Raw genomic sequence first — 21,691 nt, 5'->3', positions numbered from 1 at the left:
TGCGCTTCGTCGATCCCGGCCGGGCCAACAACGGCCACCGCTGACGCAGTGCCCCCGTCCACTTCGACTCCACAGCTACCGATCAGAAGTATCGACAATGTCCTTCCCAAGAGCAGAATTCAATACAGTAAGACTTAATTTCTGTTCCTATGTCCCGACTATTATGGTGCAGGACGTGATTACCAACAGTGTCGAACAGTATTACACAGATACACACGATCTCTATCAGGAGTCGATGGATACAAACGATCACGCGTCGATTCACTACGGATATTTCGACAGGGAGCACACGAGCCGCGAGACAGCCGTTCAAAATATGAACCGTGTGCTGGCAAACATCGCGGACATCGACAAAGATGATCGAGTCCTCCACTGTGGATGTGGAATCGGCGGACCCGCGACGTGGCTCGCAAAAAATCGGGGAGCCGACGTCGTCGGGATCAACATCAATGAGATGCAACTGAGCAAGGCCGAACACCTCGCGGAAAAGCGAGGAGTGACGGACCAGGCTGACTTCCGATACGACGACCACACCGAGATGGAGACGATCGAGGACGACTCCATCGACGTCGTCTGGGGACTTGAAGCGGTCTGTTACGCGGAAGACAAACGGGACTTCATCGAACAGGCACGGCGTGTGCTTCGCGACGGTGGCCGGCTCGTCGTCGCAGACGGCTACATGGTCAGGGATCACCTCTCCGTCCGAGAGAAGACACTAATGCGGAAGTGGCTTGATGGCTGGAAGGTTCCGAATCTCGCACATGTTGACGAATTCGAGGAGGGGCTCCACGAGTACGGTTTCAGCAACGTCGAGATGCACTGCAATGACGAGAACGTCATGCCGTTCTCCCGAGGGACGTTCCTGCGGAGTTTCCCGCGGTATGCGAAGGCGAAGCTTGGACAGTTACGGGGTGAAGTGAGCCAGACCGAAGTCGATCACATCGTCGGCTGTCACTACCAGTACCGGGCTCTCCGAAAAGGACTTTGGTCCCACCAGACAGCCTATGGTGAGATCCCCGAGTAGTAGCGTCGATAGGCCGCCCGCCGTAACCAACCGATCCGTCTTTCAACACCAGGAGACGGCTAGCCCCAGTTGATTATCGTCACGAATCCGAGGTCACACCACCGGGCACTGGCTGAAACCGATCGCTATAGCCCACCTGCGTGACGATAAGTAACATGGCGATCACCGAAATCAGCCCACCCGCCAGAAACGGAATCACGTATCCAAAGCTGCCGAGGAACCCACCGATAGCTGGGCCACTTGCGCGGCCGAATCCGTAGGCAGAGGTGATCACCGCCATCCACTGGCCGGACTGACCTGAGCTTGCAAAGTCGCCTGCGAACGCGAGCGACGGGGCGAAGGCCATCGCCATCGCGATACCCTGCGTGAAGCGCGCTGCGACCATGAGCAGTTCCGACTGAATGAATCCCTGGACGGCGATCGCGGGAATAAGCAGTACCACACCGCCCAATAAGAACGGCCGCCGCCCGAAGCGGTCGCTCGCGATACCAAACGGAATTATCAGCAGAACGACAGCCATGATCAATGCGGAGTACTGAAGCCCGAACTCCGAGGCCGTCTGACCGAGATGTGAGTTTATATCGGATTGTAGCGCGACGATCAAGTCGACAGTGACCGACATGAGGAACGTGGCAATTGCGAGCGCAAAGACCGGATGGAAGAGTTGATTGTGTCCGAGAATTGTAAGCGACGTTTTATTCTCTTCCGTCGTGGGTTGCACCGCAGGTTCGGTGACGAACGCGACCACGAGTGCCATTCCGATGAAAGCGAAGCACCCGGCCCCCCAGAACGCGATTTGGAATCCCGAAATCTGACTCGAGAAGCCCCCAAATGAGAGCGTATACGGTCCGTTGGTGATGAGGAATCCAGCGAGGACCGGCCCGATCACGTAGCCAAGGAGGCGAATACTGTTGAAAATCCCCATGTTTCCGCCTCGGTTGGACCGGCGTGTGATGTCGTTGATGATAGCCATCGATGCTGGGAGTGCAAGAGCAGCACCGAGTCCCTGAATGGCATGAACTGCAACGACGTAGCCGTACGTTTCAGCTAACGGGTAGAGGAGGTTTCCGACGCCGACGATGCCGAGGCCGAGGAGGACGAACGGACGACGCACTCCTACCCAGTCAGACAGTCGACCCGTATACGGCTGCAGGCCTGCGCTCACGTAACTATAAGCCGAGACAGCGATTCCGATCATCGTCCCACTGGCCAGAAATATCGGTCCAGCTGAGAGCGACGGGGAGAATAGCGAACTGCTCAGGTACGCAGGAAGAAGAACTATGAGGAAGCCATTGCCCGTCGTGTCCGCCAGTCTGGCGCCTGCGAGGACGAATACCTGTGCTCTGCTTTCGTTCACATTTGGAAGAAAATATCCCAATACATAACTCTTGTCAAATTTGAGTGCAATCGAAGAGATATCCGACGCTGCCCCGATCAGCTCTTCACTGTCACCGAGTACGTGGGGTAAAAGTTGTCACGCTGACAACACTCGATGATAAATGATCTGGACTAGTTTTCAACTGTGTCTGTGCCTGCCCCACATAAACAATTGAAATCCGACATATTTGTCTTTTTATCACCTATATGATGTGATATGCTCAATTCCAGCTCCAATGATCCTGACATCTGAGATCGATCCCACGGCGTGGACAGATATCTTGCCATGGAGTCACACTGTCGACGAGCACCAGAGCGCCACCGACTTCGTGTTGCTTGCGTGACCCGACAAAGAACACGCCTCAAATCCCCATATTCTTGCTATCTCAAGCTTTACAGAGCAATCTGTTCGATTTGAGATCGACGGTAGCGTACAGCCAATACTACCCGTCGTCGATTCAGAACACCGTTTCGTCGACCGTAATCTGACCTGGAGATCGATAAGACGCTGTCTGTAGTTCGCCTTGTAAACCGAATCATACACTGTGAATCGAGCCCGTCTGACACCAGATATGACAAGAACAAGAATAGTATTTGAAGCGTATATTTTAGCAGTATATAGTACCGTTCTAAGCTTCATCGAGAATCGTCGTGTCGCCTCTCGTTCAACAAACAGAAAGTCGGTCTCACCGAGTTTCCGCCGAGGCGTGTGTCCTCGGATATGAACCACTCAAGAAAGACACCGCCTCACTTTTCATCCTTATCTGAACACCACCCCCAGACCAGCACCAGTATCTTTGTACTGGAGTCCGCAACAGCACGCTAATGGGATCTGTGAGGGCAGGGACAGGCCACTGACGATGACGGGCGGAGCGCGGAGCGGTCCGCACTGGCAGTCGTACCTCCGCCTCGTGAACACCGTCTTCGCCGCCGACGACGGCGAGGGACCGGGCGACATCGTGCCCGCGGTCGGCGACCTCGTCGACTCGGCAACGAGCAGGCGGTCGGGCTGGCCCGCGAGATCGACGGGCTCGCGGTCGCGGACGACAGCAGCGTGACCGCGATGGATCGGACGGGGACGGCGATCCTGGAAGAGGTCGTCGACGGCTACGTTGCGGCCAGTGGCGACGTGGCGGCGTTCGTGATCGCCCGCCGGTGGATGGCGGTCCGAGCAGGCGTGTCCCGCTCGTCGCCGGGATTACCAGCCGAAGCCGCGACGCGCCGTCGGTTCGAGCGGGCTCGACGGGAGCCCCGCCTGTGGCTCGGGCGCGTTGTACTCGCCCGGTGCCACGTCGTTGGGTGCGTCGGGATAGCACAGCGACGCCAGCGCCTGGATCTGCCCGCGGCCGACGCCGAGTTCGAACTGCCCGCCGCCGTACAGCTGGATGCCGCGTTGCTCGCAGTAGGCGATCGACTCCAGCAGCGACTCGACGGTGCCAAACCGGGAGGGCTTGCAGTTGAGCCACGACGGTTCGACGGGCAGTGCCTCGATGCTGGCGATGCCCGTGATCGGGTAGTCCCAGCTCAGCCGCTCCTCGCGCCCCTCGAACACCGATCGCGTCTCGTCGGTGATCGCCGCGTCCTCGACGACGGCGTCGGGCAGCCCCTCGGAGACGTGCCGATAGAACTCGGCGTCGATCGGCGTGTCCACGTCGGTCCCCTCGTAGTAGGCCTTCAGGTCGACGACGCGGACCGCGTCGGTCGCCGCGAGGGCCGCGATCAGCTCGGCGTCCCAGTCGGGCGTGGGGTCGAGCTTGAACTCGATGCCGGGGTCGATGTCGAGCCACGCCTCGACGCGGTCGGTCGTCGGCCGCCCGTCGCCGTCCTCGCTCAGCCGCGTCGAGACCACGAACCGGACGGGATCGTACGTCCGATCGAGTGCGTCCCCGAGCGTCCGGCCGGCCTGTTTCAGCGCCAGGTCCAGTGCCGCGCTCTCGAAGGCCCAGCGCCGGTAGTGACGGGCCGGGTCCTGCGTCGGGGGCTCCGGCCACAGGTCGATGTCGTCGAGTCGGTCGGAGAACGAATCCAGCGTGTACTCGCCGGCCAGATCGGCCGTGAGCGCGTGCATCGAATCGTGATCCTCGGGCTCGTAGGTCACGTCCTCCCCGCGCCCGATCTCGCCGTCGCCGTGGAGCGCGACCGTCGTCGTTCGGCGCGTGAACCCACTGGAGGTGTCACGGCGACGATCGGCAAGCTCGTACTCGTCGACGGTCAGCTTCAGGTCGGCGACCCGCTCGTACATACCACTCCTTGGTCGCGGGGCGAAATAAATGGCCGGCAGTGAGACCACGGCCGTCGCTTCGTGACCGGACGCACCGCACGGGACGGCGAAATGCGTCACCGACGGGCAGTTCGCGGGATCACGAGGACCGCGACGTGAGTCTGGAACGTGTTTCGGGCCGGCACCGGTGATAGTATCAGAAAGAGAGGTTTTCAATTTGTCTCAGCAGTCATAAGTTTTTTGTTTCTCGTTGTCAATAGATGTCGTGTGAGTCGCGAAAGACCGGATCAGAGTGAGGCGGCATGAAGGAGAGAGATACCGACCAGAACCGGCGGCGATCCGACGCCGATGCGAGTTCCGACGGTCGAAGAGAGATGGCTTCGCGAGAGAGCAGACCGTCGAAGAGAGCCGACAGTGTGCTGGACCGTCGATCGCTCCTCGGGAAACTCTCGGTCGGCATCCTCGGAAGCACAGTCGCGTCGAGTGAAGTCGTGCGTGGACAGGCCGACGGAGACGCTCCGCTCGCGGACGATCCGGACATACCGGGAGGCACCGAGACAGAACCCTCCCGACGAGATCGACGGGCGTTCCTGGTGGCGGAGTACGGACGCAAAGAGGCGGCCATCATTCAGGGGATCGCGACGAAGTATCGGCGTCGGTCGAACACCGGCTCTCTCGATACAGAGGCCGCGTTCAGGGCGGCAACAGACGAGATTCTCGCACATCCACAGACGCCACGAGTCTCTACCGACATTCGAGAACGCCGTGCGTTGACGACAGGCGAGAAACAGAGCGGGCCCGAGACCGCAACGACCCCGGATTCGAGTTCCAGTTCCGAGGGCACCACCGCCGCCGTCGGGGCAACCACGAGAGTCACGGCGACACGAGGGCAGAAGGGAGGGAACTCGTGGGGTGTCGGAGCCGCAGATCGAGCATTCAACGTCAGCAGCAACCGCGTTCAGGCGAATGCGCGCGTTGCCGGGATCGGCGGTGCAACAGGGTACGCGCGGTTGTACGGTCGTCTCACACCGAGTTCGTCGATCGGTGGTGCCGTCCGGATGACGGCGAAGTATTACCGTCAAGGCGGTGCCGTCGGAGGGAACGCGAGGGTTCGGTTCTTCGTCCGAGAGACAGCACGCCCGGCTTCGACGGCCGTCTTCCGAACTGTCGAGAATCCCGGATTCGTCACCGGAGATACGATTCGTTCAGAGCAGTTCGTGCTGCCCGCAGGAGTCCAGCACGACATCGGAATCGAGATCAAGACGAGCGTCGATACGATCGCCGCCGCGTACTTCTACGCCGATTACCTCACCACGGTAATCGACCTCAGCAAACGACGCGTCGTCCTCAACGAACCGATCCGGATCGAGTCACTCGATTGATCATGTCCGAAACAACCGAACGCACCCTCCTGCTCGCGAACCGCGTGGTGTTGGCGGTTTCGCTGCTCTTGTCGGCTATCGTCGGCGCGGCCGTCGTCCTGTTCGGTCTCTCGGCCGTTGGCTTCGGCCGGTACACGACCGGAACGACCGGCCAGATTGCAGGCATCGCCGGGGCGCTCGCAGGCCTGGGAACGTTGTTCGTGTACCTCTCCTACCAGTACTATCGAACCGAAGCGGAGCGCTAGGGGCATTCGAACGCGGCATCACCCCGACGCGAACGTCGCCGGAAACTGATGGCCGCCAGTCCACGACCGTACGAGTGCCCCATGACTTAACACGTCGAACCACCGAAGAGTGGGTAGATGTCTCGCTCACGCTGGTCGGTAGCTCCCCGGAACGGGACGCTACTCGGTCTCGTCGTCCTCGTCACCCTCGCAGGCTGTAGCGGGCTGCTGGTCTCAGAGGACGCCACACCGACGGTGAGCGAGACGGCCACGCCGACGGCCGTCGAGTCCCAGACCGCGACGCCGACGGCCACACCGACCGCGACAGAGACGGCCACGCCGACGCCGACCGCAACCGAGACACCCACGCCGACGCCCGCTCCATCACCGACAGAGACGGCCACGCAAACGCCGGACGACACGCTCTCGTCGGACAACCCGTGGGGCCAGGAGATCGTCCCGGTCCGGATCAACGACAGCGCCGACGACGGGCGCAACACCACCGCGCTCACGCTCCGGACGATCGACTACTGGAACGCCAACATCGAGCGCTACACCGACTTCGAGTACCGCTTCGTGCTGGCCGAGGACCCCGACGACGCCCGCGTCGAGGTCCAGTTCAGAGAGTCGGTCGATCGCTGTGACGAGCAGGAGACCAACGTCGCGGGCTGTGCGGCGTACCTCCACGAGGAGACGAGAGCCAGAGACCTCGAAGTCGCCGCCGTCGAGAGCCAGGGCTCGAACGCGGGGGTCCTGGCGACGACGCGCCACGAGTTCGGCCACCTCGTCGGCCTGAACCACAGCGACGAGCCCCTGGACCTGATGGCACAGCGCTACGAGGGCGACATCCGCGACGCCACCGACCGTTCCCGTGGTACGGCGACACCCTCCACGTCGCGGTCGAGCCAGACACGATCGACGGGGACCCGGCGGTGGTCCGCGAGCAGGTCCGCCACGCGGTCGAGTACTACGACGCCGGGGCCGACGGCACCGTGCCGGAGAACGTCAGCGTCGTCGTGAGCGACGAACCGGAGTTCGCCGAGGTCGTCGTCACCAACGACAGCGAGCGGGGCTGTACGGTCACCGACGGATCGGGCGCTCTCCGCTCGGTCCGGAACCTCGACACCGACGAGCGCGCGGAGCTGTACACCCGGATGGTCGTCTGTATCGGCCCCGTCGGCGAGGACGCCGTCGGCTGGCACACCGGCTACTGGCTGGGGTCGGCGTTCGGGCTGGAAAGTGGCGAACGCGCCGCGGTGTTCCAGGACGCCGACTACGGCGAGCGCAGGAGCGAGTGGTGGGAGTAGGGTTCTGAGGAGCAACAGCCGACCAGGGACAGACACTGAAAGACTCGTTGCACTCGTCTTTCACGCCCTCACTTCGTTCGTCAGGACACCGAAAGCCCTCGCGTCGGTCGCAATCACGCCCCCTCGCCAGCGACCACCGAGACGAGATTACTCGACGAGCCGTTCGATCTCGGTGACCAGCACGTCGCTGGCACCCACGTCCTTGAGCGCGGTGATCGTCTCGAACACGTCGGCGTCGTCGACGACGGCGTGGACGGCCACGTCGTCGCTGCCGGCGATGTCCATCACCGTCGGGCCGCCCATGCCGGGCAGGACGTCCTTCACGTCGTCCAGCGCGTCCTCGGGCGCGTTCATCATGAGGTAGCGCTTGCCCTCCGCTGAGATGACCGACTCCAGCGCGGTCGCGACCTGCCCGACCTTCTCGTCGCCGACGACCTCCTCGCGGGCGAACAGGCGGACCGAGGAGTCGAGCACCTCGTCGACGACCGCCAGGCGGTTCATCCGCAGGGTCGTCCCCGTCGAGGTGATGTCGACGATGCCGTCCGCGATGTCGACGTGGGGCGTGAGCTCGGTCGCACCCGAGACCTCGGTGATCGAAACGTCCACGTCCATCTCCTCGAAGTACCGGCGCGTGACGTTGGGGAACTCCGTGGCGACGCGGCCGCCCTCGAAGTCGTAGACCGTCTCGACGGCGTCGTCTTCGGGCGCGGCCAGCACCAGCCGACACGAGCCGAAGTCCAGATCGAGCAGTTCGGTGAGGTTGCCGGGACCGGCCTCCCGGACCTGGTCGAGTCCGGTGATTCCCACGTCGGCCGCGCCGTCGGCGACGTACTCCGGGATGTCTGCGGCGCGGGCGTAGAGGATCGTCACGTCGGGATCGACCGTCTCGGCGTACAGCTGGCGGTCGGCTCCGTCGACGACGTGGAGCCCCGCCCGTTCCAGCAGGTCGACCGACGGATCGTGCAGGCGGCCCTTGTTGGGGACGGCGATGCGCATACCGACACCTCGACGGCCCGCCGCAATTGCTTTTCCCTTCCCGAGTCGTGAGCGGCCGTCGCTGTCCGCCGGAATTCGCACCCCGGCCGTGGGGACTGTCCGCAGAGACAGCAGTACGAGGAAGGCGGTGGATTCAGGCACCCCCGGACAGAACCGTCGGGCGTGAGCGAACTCCTCGTCTCCGGCGGACGGGTCCTCCGACCGGACCTGACCGTCGAACGCGCGGACGTACTGATCGATCAGTCGAGTGGCGACATCGCGGCCGTCGACGAGCCCGGCGCGCTCGCCGGCGACGACGAACTGGACGCAAGCGGCGGGCTCGTCGTGCCGGGGCTGGTCAACGCACACACGCACGTGGCGATGACGCTGTTGCGGGGGTACGCCGACGACAAGCCCCTCGATGCGTGGCTCCAGGAGGACATCTGGCCCGTCGAGGCCGAACTGACGGCCGACGACGTGCGGGCCGGTGCCGAGCTCGGCCTGGTCGAGATGATCAAGTCCGGAACGACGGCGCTCTCGGACATGTACTTCCACGTCGACGAGATCGCCGGGGCCGTCGAGCAGTCCGGCCTGCGGGCGGTGCTGGGCCACACTGCGGTCACCGTCGGCAAGGACGAGGAGGCCGCACGCGAAGACACACAGCAGAGCCTCGACGTGGCCGAGCGCCTCGACGGCGCGGCCGACGGGCGCATCCGGACGACGTTCCAGCCCCACTCGCTGACGACCGTCGGGGAGGAGTTCCTCCGGGAGTTCGTCCCCGCGGCGAACGACGCCGACCGTCCGATCCACCTGCACGCCAACGAGACGAGCGACGAGGTCGGCCCGATCGTCGACGAGCACGGCAAGCGGCCACTGGAGTACGCCGACGACCTCGGGGTGCTGGGCCCGGACACCTGGATCGCCCACGGCGTCCACGTCGACGAGCGAGAGATCGAGTTGCTGGCCGACACCGACACCGGCGTCGCCCACTGCCCGGCCTCGAACATGAAGCTCGCGAGCGGGATGGCACCCGTCCAGGACCTGCTCGATGCCGGCGTCACCGTCGGCCTGGGGACGGACGGGGCGGCCTCGAACAACGACCTCTCGATGTTCGACGAGATGCGCGACGCCGCGATGATCGGCAAGCTCGCCGCCGAGGACGCGAGCGCGATGGCGGCGGCGAGCGTCGTCGAGATCGCCACGGCCGGCGGGGCCGAACTGCTCGGGTTCGACAGCGGGCGGATCGAAGCGGGCGCGAACGCCGACCTCGCCGTGGTCGACCTCGACCAACCCCACCTGACGCCGGCCCACGACCTCGTGAGCCACCTCGTCTACGCTGCCAGCGCGAGCGACGTGCGCCACACCGTCTGTGACGGGACGGTCCTCATGCGCGATCGGGACGTGGAACCGTTCGACGAGGCGGCCGTCGTCCAGCGGGCGAGCGAGCACGCGACGGCACTGGTCGAGCGCGCGACGGAGTAGCGGCGTCCGCCGGGCGGGGTTAAACGACGAGAGACGTTTCTAAACGTTCTCGCGCCATCTGAGTTAGTCTCGAACGTCGCCGAACTGACTGAACCGGATTCGGGGTTTATGCCGGTGTTGGGGCACGTCTCTGGTACGATGCGCACCGAACTATTCGCACTGGTGATGGCCGTCACGCTGGTCGGGGCCGCAGTCGGTCCCGGCGTCGCGGCGGCCGACGACGGGGCCGGGAACGCGGCGCTGTCGGTCAGCGTCGCACAGGACGACGACGTGACGATCAGCGTCACGGAAAACGACAGCGCCGTCGAGAACGCCACCGTCGACGTGGGTGGCGAAGACGGGAGTTCCTACGAAGGGATCGGGTCGTACACGACCGACGACGACGGCGAGGTCGAGCTGGACTCGCCCGAGGTCAACGAGACCATCTCGGTCACCGCGACCGCGGACAACCGGACGGCCACGACGACGGCCGACCTGCTCGGCGAGGAGTACCTCGGCGAGAATCAGACGAGCGCCTTCGGCCAGCAGGTGTCTGCCTACGTCCAGTCGCTGCTGGACGGTGACCGACGCCACATCGGCCCGCAGGTCGCCGCCTTCGTCCAGGCGAACAATCCTGGGAACGCACCAGCCCACGCGGGTCCGCCCGCACACGCCGGCCCCGACCGTGAGAACGAGACCGAAGACGAGAACGAGACGGCATTCGAGAACGAAACCGACGAAGACGAGCGTGGCCCGCCCGCACACGCCGGCCCCGACAGCGAGAACGAGACCGACGACGAGCGCGGTCCGCCCGAACACGCTGGTCCCGACAAAGACGACGAAGCGGACGACGAAACGGAAACCGAAGCGCCAGAAGACGAGGACGACGGAGGAGAAGCCGAGAGCGAAGACGAGGAACGAGAGACCGACGAAGCGCCAGAAGACGAGACGGAGACCGACGACGGCGGTCCGCCCGACCACGCCAACGCGGGCGGCAACTGATCCGGGTTCGGTAGCGTTTTCAGCGGCCTGCTCTTTATCTGGGGTATGACTGATCCCATTACCGCGCGACTCGACGACCCGGCCACGGCCCGCGAGGAGGGCCGCCGCAAGATGGACTGGGCCGTCCAGCACATGCCGATCATGGCGTCGCTCCGGGAGTCCTTCGAGGCCGACCAGCCCTTCGCGGGCGAGCGCATCGGCATGGCGATGCACGTCGAAGCCAAGACCGCCGTCCTGGCCGAAGTGCTGGCCGCCGGTGGGGCCGAGGTCGCGATGACCGGCTGTAACCCGCTGTCGACCCACGACGACGTCTCCGCCGCGCTGGACGCCGTCGACGGTGTCACCTGCTACGCCGAGCGCGGCGTCGACGACGAGGAGTACTACGCCGCCATCGAGGCCGTCATCGACCACGAGCCGACGATCACCGTCGACGACGGGATGGACCTCGTGGCGGCGATCCACGAGGACTATCCGGAGCTGATCGACACGATCGTCGGCGGCGCAGAGGAGACGACGACCGGCGTCCACCGCCTGCGAGCCATGGACGACGACGGCGCGCTTGAGTACCCGGTCTTCGCCGTCAACGACACGCCGATGAAACGACTGTTCGACAACGTCCACGGCACCGGCGAGTCCTCGCTGGCCTCGATCGCCATGACGACGAACCTCTCGTGGGCCGGCAAGACCGTCGTCGTCGCCGGCTACGGGAACTGCGGGAAAGGCGTCGCGAAGAAGGCAAGCGGCCAGAACGCGGACGTGATCGTCACGGAAGTCGAGCCCCGCCGCGCACTAGAGGCCCACATGGAAGGCTACGACGTGATGCCGATGGCCGACGCCGCCGAAGCGGGCGACGTGTTCATCACGACGACGGGCAACCGCGACGTGATCGTCGAAGAACACTTCGAAGCGATGCAGGACGGCGTCCTGCTGGCCAACGCCGGCCACTTCGACGTGGAAGTCGACCTCGACGCGCTCTCGGAGCTTGCCGTCGACACGTACGAGGCCCGCGACGGCGTCCGGGCCTACGAGATGGCCGACGGTCGCCGACTGAACGTCCTCGCAGAGGGGCGACTCGTCAACCTCGCGACCCCGATCGCGCTGGGCCACCCCGTCGAAGTGATGGACCAGTCGTTCGGCATCCAGGCCGTCTGTGTCCGGGAACTCGTCGAGCGCGGCGAAGAGTACGCGGCCGGCGTCCACGACGTACCCGACGAACTGGACGAGGAGGTCGCGGAGATCAAACTCGACGCGGAAGGCGTCGAGTTCGACTCGCTGACCGAGAGCCAGGCCGAGTACATGGACTCCTGGCAGCACGGGACGTAGGCCGGTCTCGCGCACAGTCTGGATGACCCCGGCGAGCGACAGGCAAACGAGGGTTCCGCACGTCCAGCTCGTGAAACAAGTCAGTGGGAACTAAGTTCTGACCGTCGTAGAGAGTGGCAATGAAGCTCGGCGTTCTGTCAGACGTTCACGGAAACGAGGTCGCGTTACGGGCCGTCCTCGCGGACATGCCCGGCGTCGACGGACTGGTGTGTGCCGGGGACGTGGTGGGGTACAATCCGTGGCACGCGGCGTGTGTCGACGCGATCGCAGCGCCAGAGAGCGGGCCGATCGCGGACAGCGACGCCGCGTTGCTCGACGGAACGGTCCCGACGGTGCAGGGCAACCACGACCGGGCCGTCGCGACGGACCACGCCCCACACTTCAACCACATGGCGGCGGCCGCCGTCGACCACGCCCGCGACCAGCTGACCGACGACCAGCTGGCGTGGCTCGACGACTTGCCGACGGAGCGCCACGTGCTCGACGGGCGAGTGAAGATCGTCCACGGCCACCCGGACGACCCCGACCACTACACCCGGCCAGGAGAGTTCGGACCGGACCTGCTGGGAGACGAGGACGCGCTGATCATGGGCCACACTCACGTGCAACACCACGAACGGTACGACGAGGGGATCGTCCTGAACCCCGGGAGCGTCGGCCAGCCACGGGACGACGACCCGACGGCGGCCTACGCCGTCCTCGACGTGGCCGAGGGGACCGTCGAGGAGCGACGCGTCGACTACGACACGGACGCGGTCATCCAGGCAGTCGAGGACGCCGGGCTCCCGCGACAGATCGGGTTCCGGCTGACACAGGGGCGATAAGTCGAAGATCCAGAGACAGCTGACGGCGTCAGAACACGTCCTGAACGAGCGAGAGGGCCTGTTCCCGGTCCGACCACGGGACGAACACGGACACCGAGGTGGCCGAGGTGATCACGTCGTAGAGGTTGATGTGGGCGTCCGAGAGCGGGTCGATGACGCGCTTGACGATGCCCGGCTGGTTGGGCAACTCACCGCCCGTGACCCGGACGACGGCGATGTCGTCCTCGACGGTGACACTGGAGAGGGTGTCGTCGTCGACGACGTGATCGTGCAAGAGTGCCTCCGCGTCGTCGGCGTGGTCGGTGTCGACGTAGAAGGTGATCGAGTCCATCCCGGAGGAGACGCCGTCGATGTTGATCCCCTCGTCGCCCAGCGCCGTCGAGAGCTCGCCGAGAATGCCCGGACTGTTTCGGATCGCGCGACCGGCGACGGTGACACAGCAGAGACGCTCTTCCTGGAGGTCGATGAGGTTCTGGAACTCGCCTTCGATCGAGGTGCCGCCGGTCAGCAGGTCGCCGTGCTGGTAGTGGACGACCCGGACGCCCAGGTCGCGGTCCTTGTACGACAGCGCCGAGGGCGCGACGACTTCGGCCCCGCGAAAGGAGAGCGAGCGCAGTTCGTCGACGGAGATCTCGCCGACGTTGCGCGCCCCCTCGACGACGCGGGGGTCGCCCGTCATGACGCCTTCCACGTCGGTGACGATGACGACCTCGTCGGCGTCCATGTACTTGCCCAGCATCACCGCGGAGGTGTCCGAGCCGCCCCGCCCCAGCGTGGTGACGTTGCCCGCGAGATCCTGTGCGAGAAAGCCCGTGACGACCGGCACCACGTCCTCCAGCTGGCCGGCCAGCGCGTGAGCCCGCTTGGTCGTCTCCTCGACGTCGACCTCGCCGTACTCGTCGGTGATGATCGGCCAGTGCTCGCTCCCCGGTTCGAGGAACATCGCGTCGACGCCGCGGGCCGCGAGCGCGCCCTTGAGCATCCGGACGGAGGTGCGCTCGCCCATGCTGACGATCTGTGCGCGGTCCTCGGGCTCGGCGTCGTACTCGATCTCTTCGAGGAGTTCGTCGGTCGTGTTCCCCATCGCGCTGGCGACGACGGCGACCTCGTGACCGTTCTCGATGGCCGACGCGATCGAGTCTGCGGCCCGGTTGATCCGCTCGCCGTTGCCAAGGCTCGTCCCACCGAACTTGGCGACTACGCGCATGCTACCACCCTGATCGTGCGTACGTGACTCATTACCCGACCCGTAGCCCATGGTCGGGGATAACTGTGTTCATCTGGCGCGGCACACCGTTTATTTGCGTTCGCGCCGACACTCCGGTATGGAGATCCGGGACGCCGTCGAGGCCGACGCCGAGCGCATGGCCGAACTATCGGGGAGCCCGCCGGACGTGATGCGGAACCTCGTCCACGACCGGACGGTACGGGTCGCGGAGACACCGGCCGACGGGGACGAGGAGACGACAGTCGCCGGGTTCGTCAGCTTCGACGCCCGGGACAGCACCGTTCACGTGACACAGATCGGCGGAAGCGAGAGCGCGTGTGCGCGACTGATCGAGGAGCCGGTCAGCTTCGCCCGGCGCGAGGAGATGGGCGTCGAGGTCCTCCTCCCGGCCGACGAGGACGCGGCACGCACCGCCATCGAAGACGCCGGCTTCGAGAACGAGGGGGCCGGCCCCCAGTTCGAGGGCCAGCAGACGACCCGGTATCGACTCGACGCCGGTCGCGCCCACCAGTAGGGGTCCGTCTGGCCGAACGTGGGGCGCTACTCGGCCGACTGAGACGGCCACAGCTCGACGGCAGCGATCCGTGCCCCGTCGACACGCAGGACGGAGATCCGGTAGCCGTCGGCCTCGATCTCGTCGTCGGCCTCCGGTGCGCGACCGAGGCGGTCCAGGACGAGCCCGCCGATCGTCTCGAAGGCGTCGCTCTGGAAGTCGCTGTCAAGCTCCTGGTTGACTGCCGAGAGGGGGACCGAGCCGCCGACGCGGTAGGAGCCGTCGTCGCGGTGCTCGATCGAGAGTTCGCGCTCGTCGGTGTCGAAGTTGTCCTGAATGTCCCCGACGAGCGTTTCCAGTACGTCTTCGACCGTCGCGATGCCCTCGAACGCGCCCCACTCGTCGATGACGACGGCCATCTGGCGCTGCTGGTCCTGGAACTCCCCGAGGAGCTCGTCGATCCGGGTCGACTCGGGGACGAGCGGGAGGTCCCGTGCGATGTCGCCCGCCGTCGCCGAGGACTCGTCGCCGGTCTCGATGACCCGCAACACGTCCTTGGCGTCGACGAAGCCGACGACATCGTCGTCCTCGTCCACGACGGGGTAGCGCGTGTGGCCCGCGTCGAGGACGACCGACCGGAGTTCGGCGACCGGCATGGCGGCGGGGACGCTGATCACGTCCGGCCGCGGGACCATCACCTCGCGAACGGACCGGTCGTCGAACTCGAAGACGCGCTGGATCATCTCGACTTCGCTCGCGTCGACGTGGCCGGCCTGCCCCGACCGGTTCAACACCCGCAGGATCTCCTCCTCTTCGAGCGTCTCCTCGCTCTCGGAGGCCGGTTCGACGCCGATCAGCTGCGTGAAGTAGTTCGCCGTCCCGTTGAACACGACGATGCCCGGATAGAAGAGATAGAAGAAGAACTTCATCGGCGCGGCCACGAGCAGCGAAATCTTCTCCGCGTCAGCGATGGCCAGCGTCTTCGGTGCCAGTTCGCCAAAGACCACGTGGAGGAAGGTGATGACAGTGAATCCGACGGCGAAGGCGACGGCGTGGAGCAGGCTCGGTGGCAGAATCGGAGCCAGCACCGGTTCGAGCAGGTCGGCGATGGCGGGCTCACCGACCCACCCCAGTCCCAGCGAGGCGACCGTAATCCCCAGTTGCGTCGTCGCGAGGTAGTCGTCGAGGTGGTCCATCACGTCGTCCAGCACGCCGGCACCGGCGGCCCCCTCTTCGACGAGCTGTTCGACGGAGGTCGCCCTGATCCGGACGAAGGCGAACTCCGAGGCGACGAAGAAGCCGTTCAGCAGGACCAGAAAGAGCGCGAGCGCGATGCCCCCCAGCGAGAGTGCGATGTCGGTCATGTGGCCAGTCCTTCCAGCGTCTCGGGGTTAAACGGTGGGGTCGAGACAGGAAGCTCACTCCGCGCCCCGCCCACGGAGACGGTCTGGCGGTGCACCGACGAACACGACCGTGAGCTTCCGGCGGCCATCGACTCGGACGGCCGGATGTCACCGGCCCTAGCCCAGCGGCTCGTGCGTCGGTCCACCGACCTCCGGCGAGGACCGCAGCCACACGACCGACGGCCCCGCCGGCACCTTCGGCTCCGCACAGCTACGTGCCGGTGTTCTCGAAGGAGACGTGAGAGCTGAGGAGGAGGTGACGAGGAGGTGACGAGAGCTGTGCTGTTGAATCGCTGTTCTTTCGATTTTTTATGGCCAGAAACAACCGTTCAGTAGGTGTGCGAATTGACCGCGAAAGAACTTTTCTGTTTTCGAATAATGAGTTTTCTCACCCGTTCGACGTGGTTCGTCTCGGATTGAACGAACGCTGTGAGGATGGTTTCGACGGTCTCGGAGCGGCTAGCTCCGAGATTGTCACACTCAGCCACCCATTCGTCCACTCCTCGTACGATTTCCTCGTCAACAGCGACGCCGAACTTCTCTTCCGCCATAGCTACAGCAATCTTAGAACAGCGTGCGACAAGTGTACGACGGTTTGGATTTGTTTGAGCTGGTTTAGCAATCCCTACGAACTCTTCTATGATACTCTCTACTTGTGGCTTAGGTCGACTGCTGTTGAAAGACGCGGTAGCCTGGATGGGCATCACGCTGTCTCATCGCTGTTAAGCTCCTCCACCTGGCGATACACGAACAGCACGACGTAATAGACCACTAACATCGTCGCTGCAGCGACTGCCATCTCGCCGAACCGACCCAATACGAACTGATCGGTAACCGCCACGCTGAGCGCGCCGCCGAGCGCAAGCGTGAATAACCACATCGCTTTCCCGTCACTGTCGCTCATACTCTGCGGAACCGCCCGAAACATGTATTAGTTGTCATTATTATCGAACCGGCGAGTGCTTCCGATTGGTGTCATTCGCCACCGTACCGCTGCTCAAGATCGGATTGCGTAACGGCGATAGCGTAACTCAGGCAGGTTGCACCAGCGTACGACTGGCTCTGGCCAATCTGATCACTGTTCGGTTTTCAGTTGGCTGAACCAACTGTCTTTCTGATACTCCCCAGAAGGATCGTCGTCGGACCTACATGAATTGTCCGTGTCAGCGGTCGCTTCGGAATCCACCCAGTCACCTCAATCAAGCCGTCGGTCAGGGATCTCGTGTCTGAACAGGTGTCGCCCACGTGAGAGCGTCCTGCTGTCGGCTGAGTGATGCAACGAAAGAATCGGCACTGTCTAGTTGAGGGATTGAGGAACGAGCAGGCCGTGGCGAGAACTGATCATGGAACTCGCAGACCTGCTCAGAGAAACGTTAGAAACGGACGATCAAGACGTTTGGGAGAACGAGCGCACCCGCCGCGTAAAAAGGTGGTCTCACATGAAGTCGGCAATACCTGACTGTTTGTTCTTGTCGTTCTCGAACACGCGCTTGATCGACTTGTCGAGGATTTCGAGGCGCTGTTTGGTGTACTCCCGGCAGTCGAACTCCTCGGCGACCATCGTCGCCGTGTCGATGTACTTGTTGACCGACCCCTCGTGGACCGTGAGGTTGACGCGGCCACCACACTCCCGGCAGTCGCCGGTGAGGGGCATCCGGCGGTACTTCTCGCCGCAGTCGAGACAGCGGACTTCCTGGCGGGAGAAGGCCCGGAGGTTGCCGATCAGGTCCGGCAGGAAGTGGTACTCGATGATCCGCTCTGCCACGTCGGTCTCGTCGACGGCCCGCAGCGTCCGCGAGAGATCCAGCTGGGCGTCCATCTTGTCGGTCATCGACCCCAGGGTCTTGTACGCCGACAGGTCCGGGCCGAGCGCGATGTCGGTCGTGTCGTGGGTGTGGTCGAAGCCGGTGTACTCGTGGTCGGTGCCCAGCGTCTCCTCGGCGATGGTCATGATCTCCTCGACCTCGCCGGGGTCGGCCATCTCGCGGGTGGCCTCGTAGAACTCGCGAGGGTACTCCCGCATGATGTCGATGTTGTGGGCCTCGTCGTCGATCTCGCTGGGGTCGATCCGCGAGGACATCACGAGCGGGGCGTCCATCCGGCCGCCGCGCTGGTTCGGCAGGAACGTCTTCGAGAAGTTGAGCAGGCCGTCCATCAGCAACATCACGCAGTCCTCGTCGCCGTCGCAGTTGCGCCGCTTGGCGGCGTGGAAGTACGGATGCGCGTACCCGACCGCCGCGGAGGTGAAGCCGACGACGCGCCCGACCGTCGCGGCGCTGGTGTGGGGAGCCATCCCGAAGACGAGTTCGCCGACGAGCTCCTCGCGGTCGTCGAGTTCGTAGAACCTGTCGAGCCCGTAGTACTGCTCTAGGAGGTCGTCGACGAACGCGGCGGTCTTGAGCATGTGCTCGGCCGCGCCATCCGAGAGCACCACGTCCTGAACTCTGAGCTCGACGAGCTGGTCCTCGTGGCGCAGCGGATCGCCGTGGATGTCTTCCTCGTAGCCCAGCCCGCGGAGCTGGTCGACGCTCACGTCGAGCTCCGACGCCCGGACCGCGGTGACCGGCAGGTCCGTCATGTCGTAGCGGACGGTGCCGTCTTTGAACGCCGACACGTCGTGTTTCGCCCGGAGGATCCCCTTCTCCATCGGTTCGGGGATCTTCTCCTTGGAGGTCAGCCCCTCGACGCCTTTGACGATGTCGAAGGCCGTCTCGCGTTCGCCGACGGCAGCGAGTGCGTCGCGGAACTCCTCGCCGAGGTCGATGGCCTCGTACTGGGTGGGGTAGGCCATCGTCTCGCAGTGGGCACACTCGGCTCGTCCCGACTCGTCGGGCTCGACCTCGGAGTCGCAGTCGGGACAGACGTAGACGGCGTCGGTGACGCCGTTGCAGTCCGGACAGCGGCCCCGGAAGCTCTCGGTGCCACAGTCCCGACAGCGGCGGCGACCGACCTCGACCTCGACGAGGCCCTGCTGGTCGTTCATCTCCTCGGCGTGTTTGGTGGCGTCGGCGACCGAGCGCTGAGCGCCGCCGGCCTCGTCGATGGGGAACAGCGTGTGGACGGCCGGCGACAGCTCTCGCTCCTCTGATTTCTCGGGGCGGCCCATCCGGTTGCCGATCCGGGTCGGGGCGCGCTCGCGGAGCCGGAAGGGGGCGATCTCGTTGATCGCCTCGATGGCGTTGTCGCCGTCGGCGTACGTGCGGGCGTGCTCCGAGAGGTCGTCGAGCGACCACTCGCGTTCGAGAGCGGCGTCGAAGCCAAGCGTCCGGACCAGGGGCTCCCAGTCGGGGACGACGATGGTGTCCTCGCGCTGGGTGTGCTCGACCAGCAGGTGTTCGAGCGTCTGGGCGACGGGCTCGCGGTTCGGGAGAACGAGGTCGCCGTCGGTATCACGGTCCGGCGACGGCGTTGCTACGGCTGCGCCGTCCGTCTCGGCCCTCTCGGCGTCTTCGACGGCGGCCGCCAGCGCGCCGACGGCGTCGACGGTCACGTCGTGCCAGCAGTAGGTGTACTTCGGGTGCAGGGGAGCGTCGTACGCCTCGGCCCACCGCAGCGCCTCCTCGGCGGTCGGATCGGCCAGGTCGACGTGAACGTCGTCTTGCAGGGCCCGGAGGTCGCCACCGGCGTCGTCGAACTCCTGTCGCCACCACTCGACGGTGTAGGAGGCCGGCACGAGCGGGTGGTTGTTCTCGACGAACTCGCCGTAGTTGACGAGGTACTCGCCCAGATCCAGCACCTTCTCGACGCCGTTGCGGACCTCGATGGCGTCGGCCGGGTCGTCGATCCGGCGCACGTCCCCGTTGGCGAGCTTGACCGTCGGCCCCTCGATGGTGTCGACCGGGACCACGCCAGCGGCCTTGCCGGGCCGTTCGGTCTTGATCTGGGTACCGGTCGCGAGGAAGTCGTCGACCAGGTGCATCGTCGCGGGGTGGACGCCGGCAGTCGCGTTGCCGTGGTTGCGTGCCCGGCCGTAGCGGAGGCGAAAGCCGCCGGGTTCGCTCGGGTGTGAGAAGACGGGTCGGCCGGCGATGAGGTCACGGAGGAACTTCGTACTGGGATCGGCACGCGGCGGGCCGTCGTCGTCCCCGTCGCTCTCCTCGTCCTCGCCGTCGCTCTCTTCGTCCCCGTCGTCGACCTCCTCGTCCTCGCCGTCGTCCCCGCCGTCTTTGCCGATCGTTCCGTCGATGAGGTCCTGTAGCCACGGCCAGTCGACCTCGTCCAGGTTGCGGGTGTAGCGCTGGATCTTCGGAGCCTTCAGCGCGATGCCCTCCGCGGCGACGAGACACATCCCACCGCGGGCGGAGTTGGTGTCGACCCGTTCGAGGTCCCGAAAGCCCGAGACCTCCTCGTCGCCGGTCGCCTCGCCGTCCAGCATGATCGGCATGTGCTCGGCGATGAACTTCGACTCTTTCTCCTTTGGCGAGTACTGGAGGCCCGTCTCCTTGTCGTAGAGTTCGATCTCCTCGGCGTAGCGGTTGACCTCCTCGTCGCGTGCGTTGTACTCCTCGATGCCCAGCAGCGCGCGGGCGTAGTCGGCCACGAGGACCGAGAGTGCCTGTGCGGTCCCGCCGGCCGAGCGGATCGGGCCGGCGTAGTAGACGTTGACGAACTCGGTGCCGTCGTCGTTTTCGAGGATCTCGACGCGGTCGATCCCCTCGATCGGTGCGGCGACGACCCCCTCGGTCAGCAGGGCGACGGCCGTTCGAACGGCTCCCTCGACCTTGCCGGCCTTGGAGTCGTAGTTCCCGACCTCGCCCTCCACGAAGTCAGAGACCAGCTCCAGTGCGGCCTCCTCTCTGCTCATCTCGCCTTCGAGTTCGCGCACCCGCTCGGCGACGCCGTCGATCCCGAGGATGTTCTCGACGCGGTCGGCCATGTCGCGGGCCGTCGGGATCTCGACCTCGGGGACGGGATCGCCGCCGCGTCGCTTGGCCGCCTGGGCCACCTCGAAGGCGTCGTCGAGCTGGGATTCCAGGCGGTCGAAGTAGCGTTCGTCGACCTCGCGCATCTACAGCCCCCAGAGGTCCAGCTCCGTCGTCTCGTCGTGCTCGCGCACGAGCTCGGCGTCGAAGGCGCGAACGTGGAGTTCTCCGGCGAAGACGGTCGCGCTGTTGAGGTGGCCCGCAAGCGCCGACCCGTCGGGTCGCGAGAGGACGGCGTGGGTGTGGGCGAACGGCTCCCCGTCGAGCAGCGAGACGTTGCCGACGCAGGCCGCCACCTCCAGCGGTTCCGGGAAGGTCACGGCGTCGTACTCCTGGCGTTCCTGGTCGTAGAAGTAGATCTCGGCGTCCTCGACGGCACCGAGCCCCTGGAAGAAGGCCGCGTCGATCCCCTGCTCGTCGGCGAAGTCCTCGATCTGGGCGCGCCAGTCACGCCCGGTTTCGAGCCGACAGACGTACTCTCGGGTGGTCTCGACTTCGCGGTAATCCATACTGGAGTGAGAGGGC

General features: G+C 64.9%; 20 protein-coding genes and 1 pseudogene. 12 read left to right on the top strand and 9 right to left on the bottom strand.

The features are described from left to right. Positions 1-163: 163 nt before the first annotated feature. Complete coding sequence (locus tag AC5FRZ_RS01690) at positions 164-1,024, top strand: SAM-dependent methyltransferase (protein ID WP_372479875.1); 861 nt, start codon at positions 164-166, stop codon at positions 1,022-1,024. Between the two features lie 79 nt (positions 1,025-1,103). Here the strand turns inward: AC5FRZ_RS01690 and AC5FRZ_RS01685 are convergent, their stop codons facing one another. Beyond that, entirely contained in the window at positions 1,104-2,381 is a 1,278-nt protein-coding gene (locus AC5FRZ_RS01685) for an MFS transporter (RefSeq protein ID WP_493563701.1), read from the bottom strand. Positions 2,382-3,261: 880 nt separating this feature from the next. Between AC5FRZ_RS01685 and AC5FRZ_RS01680 the strand changes: the two genes are divergently transcribed. Further along, positions 3,262-3,459, top strand: coding sequence for a hypothetical protein (locus tag AC5FRZ_RS01680; RefSeq protein WP_493563700.1), 198 nt, complete (start codon positions 3,262-3,264; stop codon positions 3,457-3,459). Between the two features lie 140 nt (positions 3,460-3,599). Here the strand turns inward: AC5FRZ_RS01680 and AC5FRZ_RS01675 are convergent, their stop codons facing one another. Then, entirely contained in the window at positions 3,600-4,643 is a 1,044-nt protein-coding gene (locus AC5FRZ_RS01675; RefSeq protein ID WP_493563699.1) for an enolase-like domain-containing protein, read from the bottom strand. Between the two features lie 1,037 nt (positions 4,644-5,680). On the opposite strand from AC5FRZ_RS01675, the gene AC5FRZ_RS01670 reads away from it, so the two are divergent. From AC5FRZ_RS01670 to AC5FRZ_RS01655, 4 genes are all read left to right on the top strand, one after another. Next, complete coding sequence (locus AC5FRZ_RS01670) at positions 5,681-6,004, top strand: hypothetical protein (RefSeq protein WP_493563698.1); 324 nt, start codon at positions 5,681-5,683, stop codon at positions 6,002-6,004. A gap of 2 nt (positions 6,005-6,006) precedes the next feature. Continuing rightward, positions 6,007-6,249, top strand: coding sequence for a hypothetical protein (locus tag AC5FRZ_RS01665; RefSeq protein ID WP_372479880.1), 243 nt, complete (start codon positions 6,007-6,009; stop codon positions 6,247-6,249). A gap of 117 nt (positions 6,250-6,366) precedes the next feature. Beyond that, entirely contained in the window at positions 6,367-7,248 is an 882-nt protein-coding gene (locus AC5FRZ_RS01660) for a matrixin family metalloprotease (protein WP_493563697.1), read from the top strand. Continuing rightward, a complete protein-coding gene (locus tag AC5FRZ_RS01655; protein WP_493563696.1) occupies positions 7,221-7,535 on the top strand; it encodes a hypothetical protein in 315 nt (104 codons plus the stop codon). The genes AC5FRZ_RS01660 and AC5FRZ_RS01655 overlap by 28 nt, the downstream gene beginning before the upstream one ends. A gap of 147 nt (positions 7,536-7,682) precedes the next feature. Here the strand turns inward: AC5FRZ_RS01655 and hisG are convergent, their stop codons facing one another. Further along, positions 7,683-8,531, bottom strand: coding sequence for an ATP phosphoribosyltransferase (gene hisG, locus AC5FRZ_RS01650; RefSeq protein WP_493563695.1), 849 nt, complete (start codon positions 8,529-8,531; stop codon positions 7,683-7,685). A gap of 162 nt (positions 8,532-8,693) precedes the next feature. Between hisG and AC5FRZ_RS01645 the strand changes: the two genes are divergently transcribed. The 4 genes from AC5FRZ_RS01645 to AC5FRZ_RS01630 all read left to right on the top strand — a co-directional run bounded on the left by AC5FRZ_RS01645 (position 8,694) and on the right by AC5FRZ_RS01630 (position 13,120). Then, positions 8,694-9,992 (top strand): amidohydrolase, encoded by a 1,299-nt coding sequence (locus tag AC5FRZ_RS01645; protein WP_493563694.1) that lies wholly within the window; start codon positions 8,694-8,696, stop codon positions 9,990-9,992. A gap of 138 nt (positions 9,993-10,130) precedes the next feature. Next, positions 10,131-10,973 carry a hypothetical protein gene (locus AC5FRZ_RS01640; protein WP_170093112.1) on the top strand — a complete coding sequence of 281 codons (843 nt, stop codon included), beginning with the start codon at positions 10,131-10,133 and terminating at the stop codon, positions 10,971-10,973. Positions 10,974-11,018: 45 nt separating this feature from the next. Continuing rightward, positions 11,019-12,296 (top strand): adenosylhomocysteinase, encoded by a 1,278-nt coding sequence (locus tag AC5FRZ_RS01635; RefSeq protein ID WP_493563693.1) that lies wholly within the window; start codon positions 11,019-11,021, stop codon positions 12,294-12,296. 119 nt (positions 12,297-12,415) lie between these two features. Then, positions 12,416-13,120 (top strand): metallophosphoesterase family protein, encoded by a 705-nt coding sequence (locus AC5FRZ_RS01630; RefSeq protein WP_208627560.1) that lies wholly within the window; start codon positions 12,416-12,418, stop codon positions 13,118-13,120. Positions 13,121-13,148: 28 nt separating this feature from the next. Here the strand turns inward: AC5FRZ_RS01630 and AC5FRZ_RS01625 are convergent, their stop codons facing one another. Further along, entirely contained in the window at positions 13,149-14,327 is a 1,179-nt protein-coding gene (locus tag AC5FRZ_RS01625) for an aspartate kinase (protein WP_170093109.1), read from the bottom strand. A gap of 118 nt (positions 14,328-14,445) precedes the next feature. On the opposite strand from AC5FRZ_RS01625, the gene AC5FRZ_RS01620 reads away from it, so the two are divergent. Further along, positions 14,446-14,862 carry a hypothetical protein gene (locus AC5FRZ_RS01620; RefSeq protein ID WP_153554830.1) on the top strand — a complete coding sequence of 139 codons (417 nt, stop codon included), beginning with the start codon at positions 14,446-14,448 and terminating at the stop codon, positions 14,860-14,862. A gap of 26 nt (positions 14,863-14,888) precedes the next feature. Here the strand turns inward: AC5FRZ_RS01620 and AC5FRZ_RS01615 are convergent, their stop codons facing one another. The 3 genes from AC5FRZ_RS01615 to AC5FRZ_RS01605 all read right to left on the bottom strand — a co-directional run bounded on the left by AC5FRZ_RS01615 (position 14,889) and on the right by AC5FRZ_RS01605 (position 17,148). Next, on the bottom strand, positions 14,889-16,205 hold the full coding sequence (locus AC5FRZ_RS01615) for a hemolysin family protein (protein WP_170093107.1): 1,317 nt from the start codon (positions 16,203-16,205) through the stop codon (positions 14,889-14,891). 368 nt (positions 16,206-16,573) lie between these two features. Next, on the bottom strand, positions 16,574-16,795 hold the full coding sequence (locus AC5FRZ_RS01610; protein ID WP_372479887.1) for a hypothetical protein: 222 nt from the start codon (positions 16,793-16,795) through the stop codon (positions 16,574-16,576). A gap of 152 nt (positions 16,796-16,947) precedes the next feature. Then, entirely contained in the window at positions 16,948-17,148 is a 201-nt protein-coding gene (locus AC5FRZ_RS01605) for a hypothetical protein (protein WP_170093105.1), read from the bottom strand. 439 nt (positions 17,149-17,587) lie between these two features. On the opposite strand from AC5FRZ_RS01605, the pseudogene AC5FRZ_RS01600 reads away from it, so the two are divergent. Continuing rightward, a pseudogene (locus AC5FRZ_RS01600) lies at positions 17,588-17,659 on the top strand (IS6 family transposase); the annotation flags it as partial. A gap of 20 nt (positions 17,660-17,679) precedes the next feature. Here the strand turns inward: AC5FRZ_RS01600 and AC5FRZ_RS01595 are convergent. Both AC5FRZ_RS01595 and AC5FRZ_RS01590 read right to left on the bottom strand, forming a co-directional pair. Further along, a complete protein-coding gene (locus AC5FRZ_RS01595; RefSeq protein ID WP_493563692.1) occupies positions 17,680-21,252 on the bottom strand; it encodes a DNA polymerase II large subunit in 3,573 nt (1,190 codons plus the stop codon). Then, positions 21,253-21,675: a PPC domain-containing DNA-binding protein gene (locus tag AC5FRZ_RS01590; RefSeq protein WP_170093103.1), complete on the bottom strand. Its 423-nt coding sequence runs from the start codon at positions 21,673-21,675 to the stop codon at positions 21,253-21,255. Positions 21,676-21,691: the final 16 nt, after the last annotated feature.

It is taken from the genome of Halomicrobium sp. HArcht1-1 (assembly GCF_058933285.1).
This window is presented reverse-complemented; position numbering and strand designations above follow the sequence as displayed.

What these genes read in the sequence shown, in the direction of transcription:
- AC5FRZ_RS01630 (WP_208627560.1), top strand. Translation starts at nt 12,416, where the DNA reads ATGAAGCTCGGCGTTCTGTCAGACGTTCACGGAAACGAGGTCGCGTTA.
- AC5FRZ_RS01605 (WP_170093105.1), bottom strand. Translation starts at nt 17,148, where the DNA reads ATGAGCGACAGTGACGGGAAAGCGATGTGGTTATTCACGCTTGCGCTC.
- AC5FRZ_RS01660 (WP_493563697.1), top strand. Translation starts at nt 6,367, where the DNA reads ATGTCTCGCTCACGCTGGTCGGTAGCTCCCCGGAACGGGACGCTACTC.
- AC5FRZ_RS01620 (WP_153554830.1), top strand. Translation starts at nt 14,446, where the DNA reads ATGGAGATCCGGGACGCCGTCGAGGCCGACGCCGAGCGCATGGCCGAA.
- AC5FRZ_RS01590 (WP_170093103.1), bottom strand. Translation starts at nt 21,675, where the DNA reads ATGGATTACCGCGAAGTCGAGACCACCCGAGAGTACGTCTGTCGGCTC.
- hisG (WP_493563695.1), bottom strand. Translation starts at nt 8,531, where the DNA reads ATGCGCATCGCCGTCCCCAACAAGGGCCGCCTGCACGATCCGTCGGTC.
- AC5FRZ_RS01615 (WP_170093107.1), bottom strand. Translation starts at nt 16,205, where the DNA reads ATGACCGACATCGCACTCTCGCTGGGGGGCATCGCGCTCGCGCTCTTT.
- AC5FRZ_RS01670 (WP_493563698.1), top strand. Translation starts at nt 5,681, where the DNA reads ATGACGGCGAAGTATTACCGTCAAGGCGGTGCCGTCGGAGGGAACGCG.
- AC5FRZ_RS01640 (WP_170093112.1), top strand. Translation starts at nt 10,131, where the DNA reads ATGCGCACCGAACTATTCGCACTGGTGATGGCCGTCACGCTGGTCGGG.
- AC5FRZ_RS01690 (WP_372479875.1), top strand. Translation starts at nt 164, where the DNA reads ATGGTGCAGGACGTGATTACCAACAGTGTCGAACAGTATTACACAGAT.
- AC5FRZ_RS01675 (WP_493563699.1), bottom strand. Translation starts at nt 4,643, where the DNA reads ATGTACGAGCGGGTCGCCGACCTGAAGCTGACCGTCGACGAGTACGAG.
- AC5FRZ_RS01595 (WP_493563692.1), bottom strand. Translation starts at nt 21,252, where the DNA reads ATGCGCGAGGTCGACGAACGCTACTTCGACCGCCTGGAATCCCAGCTC.
- AC5FRZ_RS01665 (WP_372479880.1), top strand. Translation starts at nt 6,007, where the DNA reads ATGTCCGAAACAACCGAACGCACCCTCCTGCTCGCGAACCGCGTGGTG.
- AC5FRZ_RS01610 (WP_372479887.1), bottom strand. Translation starts at nt 16,795, where the DNA reads ATGGCGGAAGAGAAGTTCGGCGTCGCTGTTGACGAGGAAATCGTACGA.
- AC5FRZ_RS01625 (WP_170093109.1), bottom strand. Translation starts at nt 14,327, where the DNA reads ATGCGCGTAGTCGCCAAGTTCGGTGGGACGAGCCTTGGCAACGGCGAG.
- AC5FRZ_RS01635 (WP_493563693.1), top strand. Translation starts at nt 11,019, where the DNA reads ATGACTGATCCCATTACCGCGCGACTCGACGACCCGGCCACGGCCCGC.
- AC5FRZ_RS01680 (WP_493563700.1), top strand. Translation starts at nt 3,262, where the DNA reads ATGACGGGCGGAGCGCGGAGCGGTCCGCACTGGCAGTCGTACCTCCGC.